Source organism: Mycolicibacterium mageritense (genome assembly GCF_010727475.1).
Taxonomy (GTDB): Bacteria; Actinomycetota; Actinomycetes; order Mycobacteriales; family Mycobacteriaceae; genus Mycobacterium; species Mycobacterium mageritense.
On the sequence record NZ_AP022567.1, the window covers coordinates 6,058,298 to 6,075,557 of the forward strand.

Here is a 17,260-nt window from a genome sequence, read left to right on the forward strand (position 1 = left end):
CTCATGCTCATCGCCGGTTTGGTGTTCGCCGCCCTGGCGGCTGTCCTGCACGTCTACATCTTCACGATGGAATCGTTGACCTGGACGTCGCCGCGCACGCGCGCCACGTTCGGCATCGGTGCCGAAGAGGCTGAGGCGACCAAGGAGCTGGCCTTCAACCAGGGCTTCTACAACCTCTTCCTCGCGGTGGTGGCCGCTGCCGGCATTGTGGCGGTTGCGTTGGGCCACAACGCTGTCGGGGTGGCGCTGATCTTCGCCGGGGTGGGATCGATGCTTGCCGCGGCAGCAGTGCTGTTGCTCTCGTCGCCCGACAAGGCGCGCGCCGCGATCACCCAGGGCGTGTTCCCGCTGATCGCCCTCGTGCTCGTGATCGCCGCGCTGACGGTCTAGGCCGCGCGTCTGTTCACCACGACGTGGACGTCGCGAGTGAGAACCCGTGGGTGGCCGGGTGCGGGCGGGGCGGTGGATCGGTAGGTGGCGCCCGTCGGGGTGACGACGATGGTGGTGTGCTGGCCGTTGTGGTCGGTGCCGGCGAAGGTCTGCCAGCCGGGAGTCTCTTTGACCTGGTTGCAATGTGCGCACATCCCTTGCCCGTTGCCCGCGGCGGTCGGACCGCCGCGGTGATGGGGCCTGACGTGGTCGCTGTGGCGGATGGGCGCGTTGCAGTAAGGGGTGCGGCAGGTTTGGTCGCGGGCGGCGATGAACCGGGCGAGACCTTTCGGGAACCGTCGGGACCGGGATTCCATTGCCACCAGCACACCGGTCTCCGGCCTCGCGTACAGGCGTCGCAGCGTCGCGCGTGACTCGTCGTCGAGGGCCGCACGGCGCACCATCTCTCGTGCCACCGAAGCGGGCACGGGACCATGGCCTTGCAGCACCGCCGGAGCGGAATCCGCACCGAGCAGCGTGCGGTCGGACAAGATCAGCGACACCGCCACCGGTGCCGGTGTGCGCATGGGATCGCGTCCGGTGACCCTCGCGACGAGCGTGTCGGCCATGGCCTGGCCGCGATTTCGGCCGTCGGTGCATGTGTCGGCGCTCTGCTGGAGAGCGTCGAAGGTCTGAATCCCTTCCGCTGCAGGCAAGTACGCCGTGAGATGCACCATGGCGTTCGGTGCGGGACGCAGCGTGACGGTGCGATCCATCGGTGCCTGGTCAGCGCGGTCGGCGGCCCCTTGGGGGTCGAGGCGATAGGAGATGGTCTTGGCTTCGTCGCGGATGCGGGTGTCGCCCATCCCGGCGAGAGTGCCGTGGTCCCCGCACAATTCGACGTCCAAGCGGCGCCGGTCGGCGGCCGAGAGGTGCGCGGCTTCGCGCACGATGATGGCCGCGCGCTGTTCGGACAGCGCCCCGCACTCCAGCGCGGCCAGGGTGTTAGGCATGTCGTACACCAGCACTTTGGCCATCGCGAGATGGGCGCGGCCCTGGTCGGGCGAGTCGTGGCGGGCCAAGCCGATCTCGGAGCCGAGGCCGCGCCCCTGCCGGGCGGCGGGCACACCTATGGCGGCGTCGGCGGCGCGGCGCTTGGCGTCCATCAATGCCGCGCAGCGGGCCTGGCCCGCCGCGGCGGCTGACTTGGCGCGTTCCAGTTCCTCCATGCGCCGATGCAGCGCCACCTCGTCAGCATCAGCGCTGACCTGCGACAACTCTGCCAGTTCGAACATATGAGCGATGGTACTCCGGCGGTCTGACACGTTGCCGGAAAACTGATTGGCCGCGGTCCTGGGTAAGGACCGCGGCCGCTCAGGGGTTTCCTCCCTCGTGAGGAAGTTCGGTTACAGCAGGCCCAGCAGTTCCAGGTCGCTGATGTACTTGACGATGACCTCCCGCGTGACGTGCGGGATGTCCTTGTCGGGCCCGATCTTGGCTTCCTGCACCGCCGCGCGGAACACGTCTGTCGGTGCCATCGCGCCGTTCACCGGCATGCCGGGCTGCTGGTAGTTGTGCAGCAGTGGCAGCAGCGAGGCCTGACGTTGCTTGTCGGGCAATGCCCGCAGCGTGGTCTCGAAGCGGGACAACCACTCGTGGTAGTCGGCGATGCGCTGGATCGGGTAGCCCGCCTCGATGAGCCAGTCGACGAACTCGTCCATACCGATGCCGTCGTCGTGCGGGTTCATCACGTGGTACGTCTCGAAGCCGTCCTGGACATGGGCGCCCAAGGTGGAGATGGCCTCGGCGATGAACTCGACGGGCAGACCGTCGTAGTGGGCCCGCTGCCGTTTGCCGTCGGCGTCGAGCTGGTTGAACGAGCCGGGGGCGACACCGGTGGCGACGAGGCTGAACATCATGCGGGTGAACATGTCCGGCAGGTTCAGCTGTCCGGCATAGGTGGTGTCGGCCAGGATCATGTCGCAGCGGAACACCGTCACCGGCAGGCCCGCCAGGTCATGTGCCTCACGCAGCAGCACCTCGCCGGCCCACTTGCTGTTGCCGTAGCCGTTGGCGTACGAGTCGTCGACGCGACGAACTGGACTCATAGCTCGAATGTCCTCGGACTCCACGAACTTTCCGGGCTCGATTCCGCCCCCGACGCCGATCGTCGAGACGTAGGCGAACGGCTTGATCCGCGTGGTGAGCGCGACGCGGATGAGTTCGGCGGTGCCGAGTGCGTTGGGGCCGAACAGCTCGCTGTAGGGCAGCACGTGGTTCACCAGGGCGGCCGGATCGACGATGAAATCGACCGTGTCGGCCAGCCGTTGCCAGGTCTCGCGGTCCAGGCCCAGGTCGGCCTCGCCCTTGTCGCCCGCGAGCACTTCGAGGTGGTCGGCGGCCAGCTCACGGTAGTGCGCAAGCAGTTTCGGGTCACCACTGTCGAAGGTCTTGTCTAGCCGCGCCCGGGCTTCCTCGTCGGACTTGGCGCGAACCAGGCAGATCACCTTGCCGTCCACCAGATCCATGCGCTCCAGCCACTCCAGGGCAAGGTAGCGGCCCAGGAATCCCGTTGCGCCCGTGAGCAATACGGTCCGGATCTCGCTGGCCGGGCCCGGCAGGTCCGGTGCGGCCGCCAGGGTCGCGGCATCGATGAACTTGTCGAGGGTCAGGTCGGCCGCGCGCACCTCGGTGGCGTTGCGTCCGTGCACCGAAGCATAGGTCGGCCGCAGGTTGGCGCCGGACCGCTGCGCCTCGATGTGCTCGGCGATGGTCCGAAGATCCGATGCCGGGCTGACGATCACCGACACCGGCACGTCGACGTCGAAGATCTCCTGCAGCAGGTTCCCGAACGTCAACGCCGACAACGAGTCTCCACCCAGGTCGGTGAAGTGTGCATCGGGCGCGACGTCAGAGCTGGCGGCCCCGAGCAGCGCGGTGGCGGCACGGCTCACGGTTTCCAGCACGGGGGCTTGCGCGCCCGTGGTCCGCAGCGCCTGGAGTTCGTTGGCCTGGCCTTCGGCCAGTTCGGTGTACAGCTGCTCTAGTTCGGCGCCGTAGCGTTCCTTCAGCTTGGGCCAGGCCAGCTTGCGGATACCCGTCAGCAGCCCGTTCTCCAGCGTGAAAGGCGTTGTCTCGATGATGAAATCGCGGGGGATCTCGTAGGATTGCAGGTCCGCGACGCGGGCAGCATCCTTGAGCGATTCGGCGATCTCCGCCTTCGTCGCATCCGGATCGGTGGGCACGACCACGGCCAGCAGATAGGGCCGAGCGCTGTTGCCGTAGATGTAGATCTGGCGCACGAGAGACGCGTTGTTGAACGCGGCTTCCAGCTTGGACACCGTGACGAACTCGCCCTGCGACAGCTTGAGCACGTTGTTGCGCCGGTCGACGTAGGCGACGTGGTCGGGTCCGAGCTCGGCGACGATGTCACCGGTCTTGTAGAAGCCGTCCTCGTCGAACATCGCGGCGGTGACCTCGGGACGCTTGTAGTACCCGGGGAACAGCTGCTCCGAGCGGATCAGCAGTTCGCCGCGCGGGTGCGGCACGTCGGTCAGGTGGTAGCCCAGTTCGGGCACGTCGACGAGCTTGTATTCGAGCACCGGCGGACGGCTGATCTTGCCGTCGACGAACACCGCGCCGGCCTCTGTCGAGCCGTAGCCTTCCAGCAGGTGCATGTCGAGCAGCTTCTCCACCCAAGCCTTGAGTTCGGGGGAGATCGGCGCCGAACCCGTCAGAGCCGTCACGTAGCGCCCGCCGAGCAGGTTCTGCCGCATGTCTTCCAACACGTCAGCTTCGTTGGCGCCGTGGGTCATGCGGCTCTGGTACTCCTGGAACAACATGTCCCAGATGCGCGGCACGAAGTTCAGCTGGGTGGGGCGCGTCAGCGCCAGATCCTCCAGGAACGTCGAGAGGTCGGCACGCGCCGCGAAGTTCACCGTGCCGCCGCTGGCCAGCGCGCCGTACAGAATGCCACGGCCCATCACGTGGCTCATCGGCATGAAGCTCAGCGCGATCGACGGGACCACACCCTGGCTCTCGTCCCAGTGGGCGTTGGCGGCGGGCCGCCAGATGTTGGCGACCTTGCTCTCGGGGTACATGGCGCCCTTCGGAGCTCCCGTGCTGCCCGACGTGTAGATCAACAAGGCAAGCGGATCCCCGTCTGTTTCTGACCCGTCGGCCACCACGCCCTCGACGTTCGGCATGACGGCGCCACGGCCGAGCACGTGGGCGAAGTTCTCGACCTCGACACGTCCGGCGAGGCGCTGCTGCGCGGTCTCGAAAGCCTCCCGCTGGTCGTCGACCTCGGGACGGTAGTCGAAGACCGTAAGCCGCGCTGCGGTCGAATTCAGGGCCAGGTCCACGGCGTCATCGAGGTAGTCGATGCTCGACGCGATGAGTACGGGTTCGGTCTCGGCCACGATGGGCTCCAGTGCTGCGGCCGGAGCGCTGGTCTGCAGCGGCACCGAAACCGCGCCGAGCTGGGTCAGTGCCGTATCGATCGTGGTGTAGTCGACGCTCGTGAACCCGAGGATCGCGACGCGGTCACCGGCGTGCACCGGGTTGTCGTGCCACGCGTTGGTGACGGCCTGGATGCGCTCCCACAGCTGACCGTGGGTGATGGTTTCGAAGCGCGGCTGCAACTGCGCGGTGGTGCGCCCGGTCGCCGGGTCGGTGACGAACTCGACGGCACGCTGACCCAGTGCGGGCCGGTCGCCGTAGCCCGTCAGGACGGTCTTGACCACTGCGGGCAGGCGGAGTCCGGGCTGGAGGACAGCCTCGTTGACGGCCTGGCTGGGGCGCGCATTGGCGAACTCTTCATCGGTTGCATATAAGTCTGCGAGGCGCTGTTCGGAGCGCTCTTCGCGTGTTTCATTCGACATAATCGGTCCCCTGAGCAAATCAAATCTTGTTCCGGCGCTCAATCGCGCCTACTAGATACTACGTTAGTGAAACTAAATATATTCTCCTGGTCGCGTGCGATATGCGTCACTTGGGCCTTCCGAAACGAGAACGGCCACGGCTCCGGGGGAGCCGTGGCCGCATCTCGGTTGCGATCAGAGCAGTCCGAGCTGCTCAAGGTTGGTGATGTATTGGACGATGACCTCCCGCGTGACGTGCGGGATGTCTTTGTCGGGGCCGATCTTGGCTTCCTGCACCGCCGCGCGGAACACGTCGGTCGGTGCCATCGCGCCGTTGAGCGGGACCGCGGGCTGCTGGTAGTTGTGCAGCAGCGGCAGCAGTGAGGCCTGGCGTTGCCGGTCGGGCAGGGCTCGCAGAGTGCTCTCGAAGCGCTGCACCCACTCGCGATAGTCGGCGATGCGCTGGATCGGATAGCCGGCCTCGACGAGCCAGTCGACGAACTCGTCCATACCGATGCCGTCGTCGTACGGGTTCATCACGTGGTACGTCTCGAAGCTGTCGACCGATTGCGCCCCCAGCGTCGAAATCGCCTCGGCGATGAACTCCACCGGCAGGCCGTCGTAGTGGGCCCGCTGCCGCTTGCCGTCGGCACCGAGCTGGTAGAACGAACCCGGTGCGATACCGCTTGCGACGAGGCTGAACATCATGCGGGTGAACATGTCCGGCAGGTTGAGCTGACCCGAGTACGTCGTGTCGGCCAGGATCATGTCGCAGCGGAACACCGCGACGGGGAGCCCGCAGAGATCGTTGGCCTCGCGCAGGAGCACCTCACCGGCCCACTTGCTGTTGCCGTACCCGTTGGCATACGAGTCGTCGATGCGGCGAATCGGGCTGATGGCTCGAATGTCCCCGGATTCGACGAACGTGCCCGGCGAAACCTGGTCGCCCACACCGATTGTCGACACGTAGGTGTAAGGCTTGATCTTGGTGGTCAACGCTATCCGCAGCAGTTCGGCGGTGCCGAGTGCGTTGGGCCCGAACAGCTCGCCGTAGGGCAGCACGTGGTTCACCAGGGCGGCCGGGTCGACGATCAGGTCGACGGTGTCGGCCAGGCGCTGCCAGGTCTCGCGGTCCAGGCCCAGGTCGGCCTCGCCCTTGTCGCCCGCGAGCACTTCGAGGTGGTCGGCGGCCAGTTCCCGATAGTGCGCAAGCAGTTTCGGGTCACCACTGTCGAACGTGGCGTCGAGCCGGGCCCGCGCATCGGCGTCCGACTTGGCGCGCACGAGCGTGATCACCTTGCCGTCGACGAGATCCATGCGCTCCAGCCACTCCAGAGCCAGATACCGCCCCAGGAATCCGGTGGCGCCCGTCAGCAGAACCGTGCGAACCTCGGAGCCGGCCTTGGGCAACGACGGTGCGGCGGCCAGGGTTTCGGCGTCGATGAACTTGTCGAGGGTCAGATCGGCCGCACTGACCTCGGCGGCGTGCCGGCCGTGTACCGACGCGAACGTCGGCCGCTTCGACCCGTGTCGGGCCGACTCGATGTGTGCGGCGATGGCCGCCAGGTCGTTGGCCGGGCTCACGATGACGCCCACGGGCACCTCGACGTCGAAGATCTCCTGCAACAGATTGCCGAACGTTAACGCCGACAACGAATCTCCGCCCAGATCGGTGAAGTGTGCGTCGGGCTGCACGTCGCCCGCCGACGCGCCGAGCAGTGCGCCCGCGGCGCGGCTCACGGTCTCGAGCACCGGTGCGTCGGCGCCGTTGGCGCGCAGCGCCCGCAGTTCGTTGGCCTGGACGTCGGCGAGCTCGGCGTAGAGCTGTTCGAGGCGATCGCCGTAGTGCGCCTTGAGCTTCGGCCAGGCCAGTTTGCGGATCCCGGTCAGCAAGCCGTTCTCGAGCGTGAAAGGCGTTGTCTCCACCAGGAAGTCCCGCGGGATCTCGTACGACTGCAGGTCGGCCGCCTTGGCCACGTCTTGCAGTGACTCGGCGATCAAGGCCTTGAGCTCGGACGGTTCGTGGCGGTCGAGGGCGTCCTCGGTGGGGACGACCACGGCCAGCAGGTAAGGCCGGGCGCTGTTGCCGTAGATGTAGATCTGGCGCACCAGCGGGCTGTTGCCGAACACCGCCTCAAGTTTGGCGACCGTGACGAACTCGCCCTGAGCGAGTTTGAGCACGTTGTTGCGGCGGTCGACGTACTTCAGGTGATCGGGCGCCACTTCGGCGACGATGTCCCCGGTCTTGTAGAAGCCGTCCTCGTCGAACACCCCGGCGGTGACTTCGGGGCGCTTGTAGTAACCCGGGAACATGTTGTCGGTCTTGACCAGCAACTCGCCCCGCGGGTGCGGCTTGTCGGTGCCGAAGTAGCCGAGGTCGGGAACATCGACCAGCTTGTAGTCGATCACCGGCGGGCGCTGGATCTGGTCGTCGAACAACACCATGCCGGCCTCGGTGGATCCGTAGCCCTCGAGCAGGTGGATGTCGAGCGATTGCTCCACCCACGCCTTGAGCTCGGCGGAGATCGGTGCGGAGCCGGTCATCGCCGAGATGTACCGCCCGCCGAGGAGGTGATCGCGGACGTCGGCGATCACCGCGGCCTCGACGTCGGCGCGGTCGGCCGCGCCGTCGGCGGCCTGGCGGTCCACCCGGCTCTGGAACTCGCCGTAGATCATTTCCCACACGCGCGGAACGAAGTTGAGCTCGGTCGGCCGGGCCAGCGCGAGATCCTCCAGGAGCGTTGACAGGTCGCTGCGGGCGGCGAAGTATGCGGTGCCGCCCGCGGCGAGCGAGGCATAGAGGATGCCGCGGCCCATCACATGGCTCATCGGCATGAAGCTGAGATTGATCGACGCGGCCGTCGGGCCGAACCAGGCTTTGCTGTTGCGGCGCCAGAACTTGGCGACCGCGCTCTGCTGATACATCGCCCCCTTGGGGGCGCCGGTGCTGCCGGACGTGTAGATCAGCAAAGCCAGCGGGTCGGACTCGTCGACCTGCGGCGCGGGCGCCTGCGGCAGTTCGCGGCCCTGCTCGACGAGTTCGGCCAGTGTGACGAGCGGTACAACCAGGCCCGCGGCGTCCAATCGCTCGCGAGCCGCGACCAGGGCATCGCGATGGTCGTCGACCTCGGGGTGGTGGTCGAACACCACCAGCTGGGCCGGGGCATGCGCGGTGAGCGCGAGTTCGACGGCGTCGGGCAGATGGTCGACGCTCGCGGCGATGACCCGGGGCTGGGTCTCGACCACGATCGGGGCCAGCGCGGCAGGCGACGAGCTGGTCTGCAGGGGCACGGAGACGGCGCCGAGCTGGCCGAGCGCGGTGTCGAGCGCGGTGTAGTCGGCGCTGGTGAAGCCGAGGATGGCCACGCGGTCGCCTGCCGTCACGCCGGCTTCGTGCCACGCGGCGGCGGTGGCGCGCACCCGATCCCACAGCTGGCCGTACGTGATGGTGTCGAAACGGGGCAGCAGCCGCGCCATGGTCCTGCCGGTCGCGGGGTCGGCGACGAACTCGACGGCACGCTCACCGAGCGCGGGCCGATCGGAATAGCCCTGCAGAACGGTCTGGACGATCTGCGGCAGCGGCAGTCCGGGTTCGTCGACCGCGGCGGTCACGGCCTCGTCGGGTATGGCGGCGGCGAACTGCGGGTCGGTGGCGGACAGTTCCGTGATGCGGCGCGCAAGCCGCTCTTCGCGCGTTTCGGTCGACATAGACGTTCCCCTTGGAGATAGCTAAGCAATCAGTGGCGCGACGCTGCGCCCAAAGCGGTACTACGTTAGTAAAACTAAACTTATTTCCCGTTTTCCCGCCGTGGGGCTGTCAATGTCCTGTGAATCGCGCGGAAACCCCGCAAGCCTCGCAAAGCGGCTGTAGTGCAATGTGATTCGCGTCGCATTCGGCTCGCTCACCGAATGGCGGGGATCGCCGCGTTCGGGGGTGTGCGCCCCGGCCAGAACCTCGACTGCGGTACATCGCGCACAGCGCTGTGATCAAGGCGCATCGGTTCAGCCTACGAGCGGCCGCTCGGTTACCCGGAGACCCAACTGGGTACCCAGTGCACCGACAAAGGAGGCAGCATGTCCGAATTCGATACCCGAGGTGGTCGACTGCGGATGCGGCGCAGCCGCGGCGCGGCCAGTGGGATTCTGCTGGTACTGCTGGGGGCATGGGGTGCGCTGGTCCCGTTCATCGGGCCGTACCTCGACTTCGCGATCACCCCGGACCAGCCGTGGGTGTGGACAGACGCGCGCGGCTGGCTGGAAGTGCTGCCGGGCGCCGCGACCGTGCTCGGCGGGTTGTTGTTGATCGGCTCAGGCAACCGCGCCACCGCGATGCTGGGTGGCTGGCTCGCCGTGGTGGGCGGGGCCTGGTTCGTGGTCGGCAGGGCCGTGGCCGGGACGCTCACGATCGGTGACCCGGGCGTGCCGATCGCCGTCACCGACGCCAAGCGGGTCGCGATCGAACTCGTCTACTTCTCGGGCCTCGGCGCCCTCATCGTGCTGCTGGCGGCGATCGCGCTGGGCCGTTTGTCGGTGCGCAGCGTGCGCGACATGGAGTTCGCCCAGGTCGCACCGCCGCCGGCGCCGGTCGCCGAGCCCGCGGTCACCGAACCGGTTCCTGCCCGGCATAGAGGGTGGGGCGGCCTGTTCGGCCGTCGCCACACCCCGGCGCACTAGAGATCCCGCAGGATCAGCTCCAGCACGTCGAGCCCCTCGATGAGCAGCTCGTCGGTGATGGCCAGCGGAGGCAGGAAGCGCAGCACGTTGCCGTAGGTGCCGCACGACAGCACGATCACCCCGGCAGCGTGCGCTCCTGCGCACAGGGCCTTCGTCAGGTCGGCGTCCGGATCGGTGGTGCCCGGTTTCACGAGCTCCATCGCGATCATCGCGCCGCGACCGCGGACGTCGCCGATCCGGTCGTCCTCGGCCTGCAATCGGCCCAGCCGGTCCTTCATGATGTGCTCGATCTGCTGGGCGCGGGCCACCAGGCCGTCGGCCTCGATGGTTTCGATGGTGGCCAGGGCCGAGGCGCACGACAGCGGATTGCCGCCGTAGGTGCCGCCGAGGCCAGACACGTGCGGTGAGTCCATGATCTCGGCGCGGCCCGTGACCGCCGAGAGCGGCAGGCCGTCGGCGATGCCCTTCGCGGTGACGATCAGATCGGGGTCTATGCCCTCGTGTTCACACGCGAACATCGCGCCGGTGCGAGCGAAACCGGTCTGCACCTCGTCGGCGATGAACACCACGTCGTTCGCGCGGCACCACTCCAGCAATGCGGGCAGGAATCCGTCGGCCGGGACGATGAACCCGCCTTCGCCCTGGATCGGTTCGATGATGACCGCGGCCAGATTGTCGGCGCCGATCTGCTTGTCGATCACATTGATGGCGCGCTTGGCGGCCAGTTCGCCGTCGGTGGCCATTTCCTTACCGAACTCGGCGTCGCGGAACGGATAGGACAGGGGAGCGCGGTAGATCTCGGGGGCGAACGGGCCGAAGCCGTGCTTGTACGGCATGACCTTGGCGGTCAGGGCCATGGTCAGGTTGGTGCGGCCGTGGTAGGCGTGGTCGAACGCCACGACAGCGGGTTTGTGGGTATACGAGCGGGCGATCTTGATCGCGTTCTCGACGGCCTCGGAGCCGGAGTTGAAGAGTGCCGACCGCTTCTCGCCGGCAACCGGCGTCAGGCGGTTGAGCTGTTCGCAGACCGCGACGTACCCCTCGTACGGCGTCACCATGAAGCACGTGTGCGTGAATTCGCCGACCTGGGTGCGGACCGCGTCGACGACGCGCGGCGACGAGTTGCCGATGGTCGTGACGGCAATGCCCGAGCCGAGGTCGATCAAGCGGTTGCCGTCGACATCCTCGACGATTCCGCCGCCGGCTTTCGCGGCGTACACCGGCATGGTGGTTCCGACGCCACGGGCCACGGCCGCCGATTTCCGCTCGATCAGGGCCGCGGACTTCGGGCCAGGGATGACGGTCGCGAGATGACGGCTCTGCTCGGGGTGACTCAACACTGACTCCTGGGAACGGACGTGGGTGCACAGATGAACGCAGCACCGAGCGTAGTCGCCCCGTCCGGACCGGGATTCGGTTTTGGCAGCGTCGGCCCGACGCCCGCTCAGCGCCAAATTTAGCCCCGCTAACTGCTGCGTTGGGTGACCGGGCCCTCGGCCGCAGGCTGCCGCAATGGCAGACTGGGGGTACCTACGCGGCGCCGATGGCCTGTTCGGTCTGGATGGCGCGACGACACGACTCGATACGAAAGACAGCTGCTGCCATGGACTTGGTCATCTTCCTGCCCCTACTGATCATCATGGGCGCGTTCATGTTCTTCGCGTCCCGCCGGCAGCGGAAGGCCATGCAGGCCACCATTGACCTGCACAACTCGCTGCAGATCGGCGACCGGATCCACACCACCTCGGGCCTGCAGGGCACCATCACGGGCATCACCGACGACAACATCGACCTGGAGATCGCTCCGGGCGTCGTCACCACCTGGATGAAGCTGGCCGTGCGGGACCGCATCGAGGCCGACACCGACGACACCGATGACGACACGCCGTCGACGACGGCCACCGAGCTGACCGAGAGCACCGGAATCACCGATTCCGAGGGCCTCAAGAAAGACTGACGGCCGATCACTCAGCTGATTACCAAGGACAAGCACGTACCCTTTGCGGTGCTGACGAACTGATCTCGAGGAGACCCGAACAACGTGGCATCGTCTTCGGCGCCGGTGCACCCTGCCCGCTACCTGACGCTCTTCCTGGTGCTGCTTGTCGGCGTCTACCTGCTGGTGTTCCTGACCGGCGACAAGCAGCCCGACCCGAAACTCGGCATCGACCTGCAGGGCGGTACCCGGGTCACGCTGACCGCACGCACCCCGGACGGCTCCGCGCCCACCCGCGAAGCGCTCAACCAGGCCCAGCAGATCATCAGTGCCCGCGTCGACGGGCTCGGCGTCTCGGGCTCTGAGGTCGTCATCGACGGCAACAACCTGGTGATCACCGTGCCCGGGAACGACGGCAGCGAGGCCCGCAACCTCGGGCAGACCGCTCGGCTGTACATCCGGCCCGTCATCCACGCGATGGCCGCCAAGCCGCGCGCGGAGAACGGCCAGCAGCAGCCGCCCGCCGCGCCGCCGGGAGCTCCGCCTGCCGGACTGCCGGGCGGCCTTCCCGGCGAGCTGGGACTGCCGGGCGGCGCGCCCGGCGAGGCGCCGGCGGCGCCACCCGCCGAGGCGCCTGCGGTGCCGCCGGCCGAGCAGCCGGCTCCGCAGCCCCGGCCGTTCCCGCAGGATCCGGCTCCCACGCCCGGCGAGCCGACGCCGGCTCCCGCGCCGGCACCGGCGCCCGCGCCTGCCAAACCGGGTGATCCGAAAGCCGATCTGGCGCAACGGATTGCCGACGAGAAGCAGTTGCGGCAGAGCACCGACCAGACCGTGCAGATCCTCGCGCTGCAGTTCCAGGCCACGCGCTGTGGTGAGGATGACGTGCTCGCGGGCAACGACGATCCGAACCTGCCATTGGTGACGTGTTCGACCGACGGCCAGACCGTCTACCTGCTCAACAAGTCGATCATGAGCGGCGAAGAGATCAAGAACGCCACGTCGGGCCTGGATTCCCAGCAGGGCCAGTACGTCGTCGACGTCGAGTTCAAGAGTGGCGGCGCCACCACGTGGGCGGACTTCACGGCCGCCAACGTCGGCACCCAGACCGCGTTCACCCTGGACTCCCGGGTGGTCAGCGCGCCGGAGATCCGCGAGGCCATCCCGGGCGGGAACACCCAGATCACCGGCCAGTTCACCGCCGACTCGGCCAAAGAACTGGCCAACGTCCTGAAGTACGGGTCACTGCCGCTGTCCTTCGAATCCTCTGAGGCGGAAACGGTTTCGGCCACCCTGGGGCTGTCGTCACTGCGGGCCGGCCTGATCGCCGGTGCCATCGGACTGGCTGCGGTGCTGATCTACTCGCTGCTGTACTACCGCGTGCTCGGACTGCTCGTGGCGCTGTCACTGGTCGCGTCGGGCGCAGCCGTCTTCGCGATCCTCGTGCTGCTGGGCAGATACATCGGCTACACGCTCGACCTGGCCGGCATCGCGGGTCTGATCATCGGTATAGGCACGACAGCCGACTCGTTCGTGGTGTTCTTCGAACGCATCAAGGACGAGATCCGCGAGGGCCGGAGTTTCCGGTCCGCGGTACCGCGCGGTTGGGCGCGGGCCCGCAAGACCATCGTGTCCGGTAACGCGGTCACCTTCCTGGCCGCCGCGGTGCTCTATTTCCTGGCCGTCGGCCAGGTCAAGGGCTTCGCGTTCACCCTCGGCCTGACCACGATCCTCGACCTCGTCGTGGTGTTCCTGGTGACCTGGCCGCTGGTGTACCTGGCATCGAAGTCTCCGACCATGGCCAAACCGGCACTCAACGGACTTGGTGCGGTGCAGCAGATCGCGCGGGAACGGCGCGAAGCTGCACATGCGACGGCGGGACGGGGATAGGCGAATGGCCGCGAAACACTCAAACGACATCGAATCCACCGCGGAGGAGGCCGAGAGCATCGAGAAGAGCACCGATACGGTCGCTTCGGCGCAGGCCCCGCGTCATGGCTTCTTCGTCAGGCTCTACACCGGTACCGGCGCCTTCGAGGTGGTCGGCCGCCGCAAGCTCTGGTACACCGTCAGCGGACTGATGGTCGCCATCGCGATCGTCAGCATGGTGGTGCGCGGATTCACCTTCGGCATCGACTTCGAGGGCGGCACCAAGGTGTCGTTGCCCGCGGCAGGCGCCGACGGTGTGGTGAGCACGCAGCAGGTCGAAGACGTCTTCAGCAAGACGCTCGGCCGCAGCCCGGAATCGGTGGTCCAGGTCGGCAACGGCGCTTCTGCCACGGTCCAGATCCGCTCGGAAACGCTGACCAACGACGACACCGAGAAGCTGCGGACGGCGCTGTTCGACGCGTTCCATCCCAAAGGCAGTGACGGCCAGCCGAGCAAGCAGGCCATCAGTGATTCCGCGGTCTCCGAGACCTGGGGTGGCCAGATCACCCAGAAGGCGCTGATCGCGCTGGTGGTGTTCCTCGTGCTGGCGGCCATCTACATCACCGTGCGCTACGAGCGCTACATGGCCATCTCGGCGTTGCTGACGCTCGTGTTCGACCTCGTGGTCACGGCGGGCATCTACTCACTGGTCGGTTTCGAGGTCACGCCCGCGACCGTCATCGGCCTGCTGACCATCCTGGGCTTCTCGCTCTACGACACGGTCATCGTGTTCGACAAGGTCGAGGAGAACACTCACGGGTTCGAACACACGACGCGGCGCACGTTCGCCGAGCAGGCCAACCTCGCCGTCAACCAGACGTTCATGCGGTCGATCAACACGAGCCTCATCTCGGTGCTGCCGATCGTCGCGCTGATCGTGGTGGCGGTCTGGCTGCTCGGGGTCGGCACTCTGATGGACCTCGCGCTCGTGCAGCTCGTCGGCGTGATCGTCGGCACCTATTCGTCGATCTACTTCGCGACCCCGCTGCTGGTATCGCTGCGTGAGCGCACCGACCTGGTGCGCAGGCACACCAAGCGCGTGCTCAACCGCCGCAATCCGGCCGCAGGCAAGTCGTCCAAGAAGACGGCGGCAAAGCAGGCTGCCGACAAGCCTGACAAGGCCGACGAGGACTCCGTGGACACCGAGGAAGCCGAAACCGTTTCGGCCGCGGTGTCCAGCCGGCCCGCTCCCGAGAAGCCGGCACCGGGTGCTCGGCCGTCGCGTCCGTCGGCCTCGAAGACCGGTCGGCCGTCGGGCAAGCGGAACACCCGGCGGTAAGTCTGATGCCTCAACGGGGGGCCACAGCCCGGATCAAGGCCGCGGCGACCGTCGCGACGCTGTCGCTGCTGGCCGGGATCGGGCTTTCCGGCTGCATGGGCGGCTCGGCCGATGAGATCGACTATGCCGTCGACGGCACGCTCAGCACCTACAACACCAACACGGTGGCCGGTGCGGCGTCGGCGGGGCCGCAGGCGTTCGCGCGGACGCTGACCGGCTTCACCTACCACGGGCCGGACGGCCAGATCGTCGCCGACCACGATTTCGGGGCGGTGTCGGTCGTCGGGCGCGCCCCGCTCGTGCTCGACTACGTGATCAACGACAGCGCGGTGTACTCCGACGGCAAGCCCGTCACGTGCGACGATCTGGTGCTCACCTGGGCCTCCCAGTCCGGTCGGTATCCCGCGTTCGACGCAGCCAGCCAGGCCGGCTACCGCGACATCGCCACCGTGGACTGTGCACCCGGGCAGAAGAAGGCCAGGGTTTCGTTCGTCCAGGACCGGGCGTTCATCGATTACGGCCAGTTGTTCTCGGCGACCTCGCTCATGCCCTCGCACGTCATCGCCGACGAACTGGGCCTCGGCGACGCCGGGGTCACCAACGCACTGCAGACCGGTGACGCACCCACGGTGGACCGCATCGCGCAGGCCTGGAACACCGTCTGGGATCTCAAACCGGACCTGGATCTCAAGCGCTTTCCATCGTCGGGGCCGTATCGGCTCGATTCGGTGTCGGACGGCGGCGTCGTCGTCCTGGTCGCCAACGAGCAGTGGTGGGGTGGCAAGCCGATCACGGGCAAGGTCGCGGTGTGGCCGCGCGGCGCCGACATCCAGGAGCGGGTGAACGAGGGCTCGTTCGACGTCGTCGACATCGCGAGCGGATCCTCGGGGCTGCTCAACCTGCCCGACGACTACGTCAGCACCGAAGCCCCGTCGGCCGGCGTCGAGCAGCTGATCTTCGCGCCCGGCGGACCGCTGGCCGCGACACCCAACCGGCGCGCCGTGGCGCTGTGCACGCCGCGGGACGTGATCGCGCGCAACGCCGAGATGCCGATCGTCAACTCGCGGTTGAGCCCGGCCGGCGACGATGCCTACAGCGCCGCCGAGGGAGCCGCCGAAGCAGGCCAGTTCGTGGCGGCCAACCCCGACGCCGCGCGTGCCGCGCTCAACAACCAGCCACTGACGGTCCGGATCGGCTACCAGACCCCGAACGCCCGGCTGGCCGCGACGGTCGGCGCGATCGCGAAAGCGTGTGCGCCCGCGGGCATCACCGTGCAGGATGCCGGTTCTGAATCGGCCGGGCCGCTCGCACTGCGCAACAACGAGTTCGACGCGCTGCTGGCCAGCACGGGAGGCGCCGCGGGCAGTGGCTCGTCGGGCTCGTCGGCCATCGACGCCTATGCGCTGCACGTCGGCAACGGCAACAACCTGTCTCGCTACGACAACGAACGTGTCGACGGCATCATCGACGCGCTCGCGGTGACCTCCGATCCGAAGGAGGTGGCGCGACTGGTGGGCGAAGGCGCGCCGATCCTGTGGGGCGACATGCCGACGCTGCCGTTGTACCGGCAACAGCGCACAGTGCTCACGTCGACCAAGATGTACGCCGTGAGCAGCAATCCGACGCGATGGGGAGCCGGCTGGAACATGGACCGCTGGAAGTTGTCGAAGTGAGCGACGTCTCCGCGCTGGTCGCGTCGCTGACCCGGGAAGTGCCGGACTTTCCGGACCCTGGCATCCAGTTCAAGGATCTGACACCGCTGCTGGCCGACGCCCACGGGCTCAACGCCGTCACCGATGCGCTCGCGGCCAGTGCCGACGGTGCGGACCTGGTGGCCGGTCTCGACGCACGCGGGTTCCTGCTCGGTGCCGCGGTCGCCACGCGGCTCGGCACCGGTGTGCTGGCGGTGCGCAAGGGAGGCAAGCTGCCGCCGCCGGTGCACAGCGTGAGCTACCAGCTCGAGTACGGCACCGCGACGCTGGAGATCCCGGCCGACGGGATTGACATCGCCGGCCGCAACGTTGTGATCATCGACGATGTGCTCGCCACCGGCGGGACGCTGGCCGCCGCGGCGCGGCTGCTGCGGGCCGGTGGTGCCACCGTCACCCGCGCGGCGGTCGTGCTCGAATTGACGGCCCTGGGCGGGCGGAATGCGGTCGCACCGCTGCCGGTTGACAGCCTGCACACCGTGTGAGGGATATCCTCGAAATCTGG

11 protein-coding genes are annotated in these 17,260 nt (G+C 67.6%); 7 read left to right on the plus strand and 4 right to left on the minus strand.

Annotated features, from left to right (window positions below; all coding sequences use genetic code 11):
• Positions 1-3: 3 nt before the first annotated feature.
• The gene (locus G6N67_RS29260; RefSeq protein WP_036441141.1) at positions 4-390 is read left to right on the plus strand and encodes a DUF1304 domain-containing protein; all 387 of its coding nucleotides are present in this window, start codon (positions 4-6) and stop codon (positions 388-390) included.
• Here G6N67_RS29260 and G6N67_RS29265 read toward each other — a convergent pair.
• The 3 genes from G6N67_RS29265 to car (G6N67_RS29275) all read right to left on the minus strand — a co-directional run bounded on the left by G6N67_RS29265 (position 387) and on the right by car (G6N67_RS29275) (position 8,939).
• Positions 387-1,664 (minus strand): HNH endonuclease, encoded by a 1,278-nt coding sequence (locus G6N67_RS29265; RefSeq protein ID WP_036441142.1) that lies wholly within the window; start codon positions 1,662-1,664, stop codon positions 387-389. The two genes, G6N67_RS29260 and G6N67_RS29265, sit on opposite strands and share 4 nt — an antisense overlap.
• 111 nt (positions 1,665-1,775) lie before the next feature.
• Positions 1,776-5,252, minus strand: coding sequence for a carboxylic acid reductase (car, locus tag G6N67_RS29270; RefSeq protein ID WP_036441153.1), 3,477 nt, complete (start codon positions 5,250-5,252; stop codon positions 1,776-1,778).
• 174 nt (positions 5,253-5,426) lie between these two features.
• The gene (gene car / locus G6N67_RS29275; RefSeq protein WP_036441155.1) at positions 5,427-8,939 is read right to left on the minus strand and encodes a carboxylic acid reductase; all 3,513 of its coding nucleotides are present in this window, start codon (positions 8,937-8,939) and stop codon (positions 5,427-5,429) included.
• Between the two features lie 366 nt (positions 8,940-9,305).
• Here car (G6N67_RS29275) and G6N67_RS29280 point away from each other — a divergent pair, with 366 nt between their 5' ends.
• Positions 9,306-9,905, plus strand: coding sequence for a hypothetical protein (locus G6N67_RS29280; protein WP_036441156.1), 600 nt, complete (start codon positions 9,306-9,308; stop codon positions 9,903-9,905).
• Here the strand turns inward: G6N67_RS29280 and gabT are convergent.
• On the minus strand, positions 9,902-11,242 hold the full coding sequence (gene gabT / locus G6N67_RS29285; protein WP_036442187.1) for a 4-aminobutyrate--2-oxoglutarate transaminase: 1,341 nt from the start codon (positions 11,240-11,242) through the stop codon (positions 9,902-9,904). The genes G6N67_RS29280 and gabT overlap by 4 nt on opposite strands.
• Positions 11,243-11,508: 266 nt before the next feature.
• Between gabT and yajC the strand changes: the two genes are divergently transcribed.
• The 5 genes from yajC to G6N67_RS29310 all read left to right on the plus strand — a co-directional run bounded on the left by yajC (position 11,509) and on the right by G6N67_RS29310 (position 17,240).
• Positions 11,509-11,862 (plus strand): preprotein translocase subunit YajC, encoded by a 354-nt coding sequence (gene yajC, locus G6N67_RS29290; RefSeq protein WP_036441157.1) that lies wholly within the window; start codon positions 11,509-11,511, stop codon positions 11,860-11,862.
• 84 nt (positions 11,863-11,946) lie between these two features.
• On the plus strand, positions 11,947-13,728 hold the full coding sequence (secD, locus tag G6N67_RS29295; RefSeq protein ID WP_036441159.1) for a protein translocase subunit SecD: 1,782 nt from the start codon (positions 11,947-11,949) through the stop codon (positions 13,726-13,728).
• Between the two features lie 4 nt (positions 13,729-13,732).
• The gene (gene secF / locus G6N67_RS29300; protein ID WP_036441163.1) at positions 13,733-15,046 is read left to right on the plus strand and encodes a protein translocase subunit SecF; all 1,314 of its coding nucleotides are present in this window, start codon (positions 13,733-13,735) and stop codon (positions 15,044-15,046) included.
• A 5-nt stretch (positions 15,047-15,051) separates the two neighbouring features.
• Entirely contained in the window at positions 15,052-16,719 is a 1,668-nt protein-coding gene (locus G6N67_RS29305; RefSeq protein WP_036441165.1) for an ABC transporter substrate-binding protein, read from the plus strand.
• A complete protein-coding gene (locus G6N67_RS29310; RefSeq protein ID WP_051579240.1) occupies positions 16,674-17,240 on the plus strand; it encodes an adenine phosphoribosyltransferase in 567 nt (188 codons plus the stop codon). The genes G6N67_RS29305 and G6N67_RS29310 overlap by 46 nt, the downstream gene beginning before the upstream one ends.
• Positions 17,241-17,260 lie beyond the last annotated feature (20 nt).

Bases quoted from the DNA above. Each gene is read 5' to 3' on its own strand.
- G6N67_RS29260 (WP_036441141.1), top strand. From the start codon at position 4: ATGCTCATCGCCGGTTTGGTGTTCGCCGCCCTGGCGGCTGTCCTGCAC.
- G6N67_RS29265 (WP_036441142.1), bottom strand. From the start codon at position 1,664: ATGTTCGAACTGGCAGAGTTGTCGCAGGTCAGCGCTGATGCTGACGAG.
- car (WP_036441153.1), bottom strand. From the start codon at position 5,252: ATGTCGAATGAAACACGCGAAGAGCGCTCCGAACAGCGCCTCGCAGAC.
- car (WP_036441155.1), bottom strand. From the start codon at position 8,939: ATGTCGACCGAAACGCGCGAAGAGCGGCTTGCGCGCCGCATCACGGAA.
- G6N67_RS29280 (WP_036441156.1), top strand. From the start codon at position 9,306: ATGTCCGAATTCGATACCCGAGGTGGTCGACTGCGGATGCGGCGCAGC.
- yajC (WP_036441157.1), top strand. From the start codon at position 11,509: ATGGACTTGGTCATCTTCCTGCCCCTACTGATCATCATGGGCGCGTTC.
- secF (WP_036441163.1), top strand. From the start codon at position 13,733: ATGGCCGCGAAACACTCAAACGACATCGAATCCACCGCGGAGGAGGCC.
- G6N67_RS29305 (WP_036441165.1), top strand. From the start codon at position 15,052: ATGCCTCAACGGGGGGCCACAGCCCGGATCAAGGCCGCGGCGACCGTC.
- G6N67_RS29310 (WP_051579240.1), top strand. From the start codon at position 16,674: ATGGGGAGCCGGCTGGAACATGGACCGCTGGAAGTTGTCGAAGTGAGC.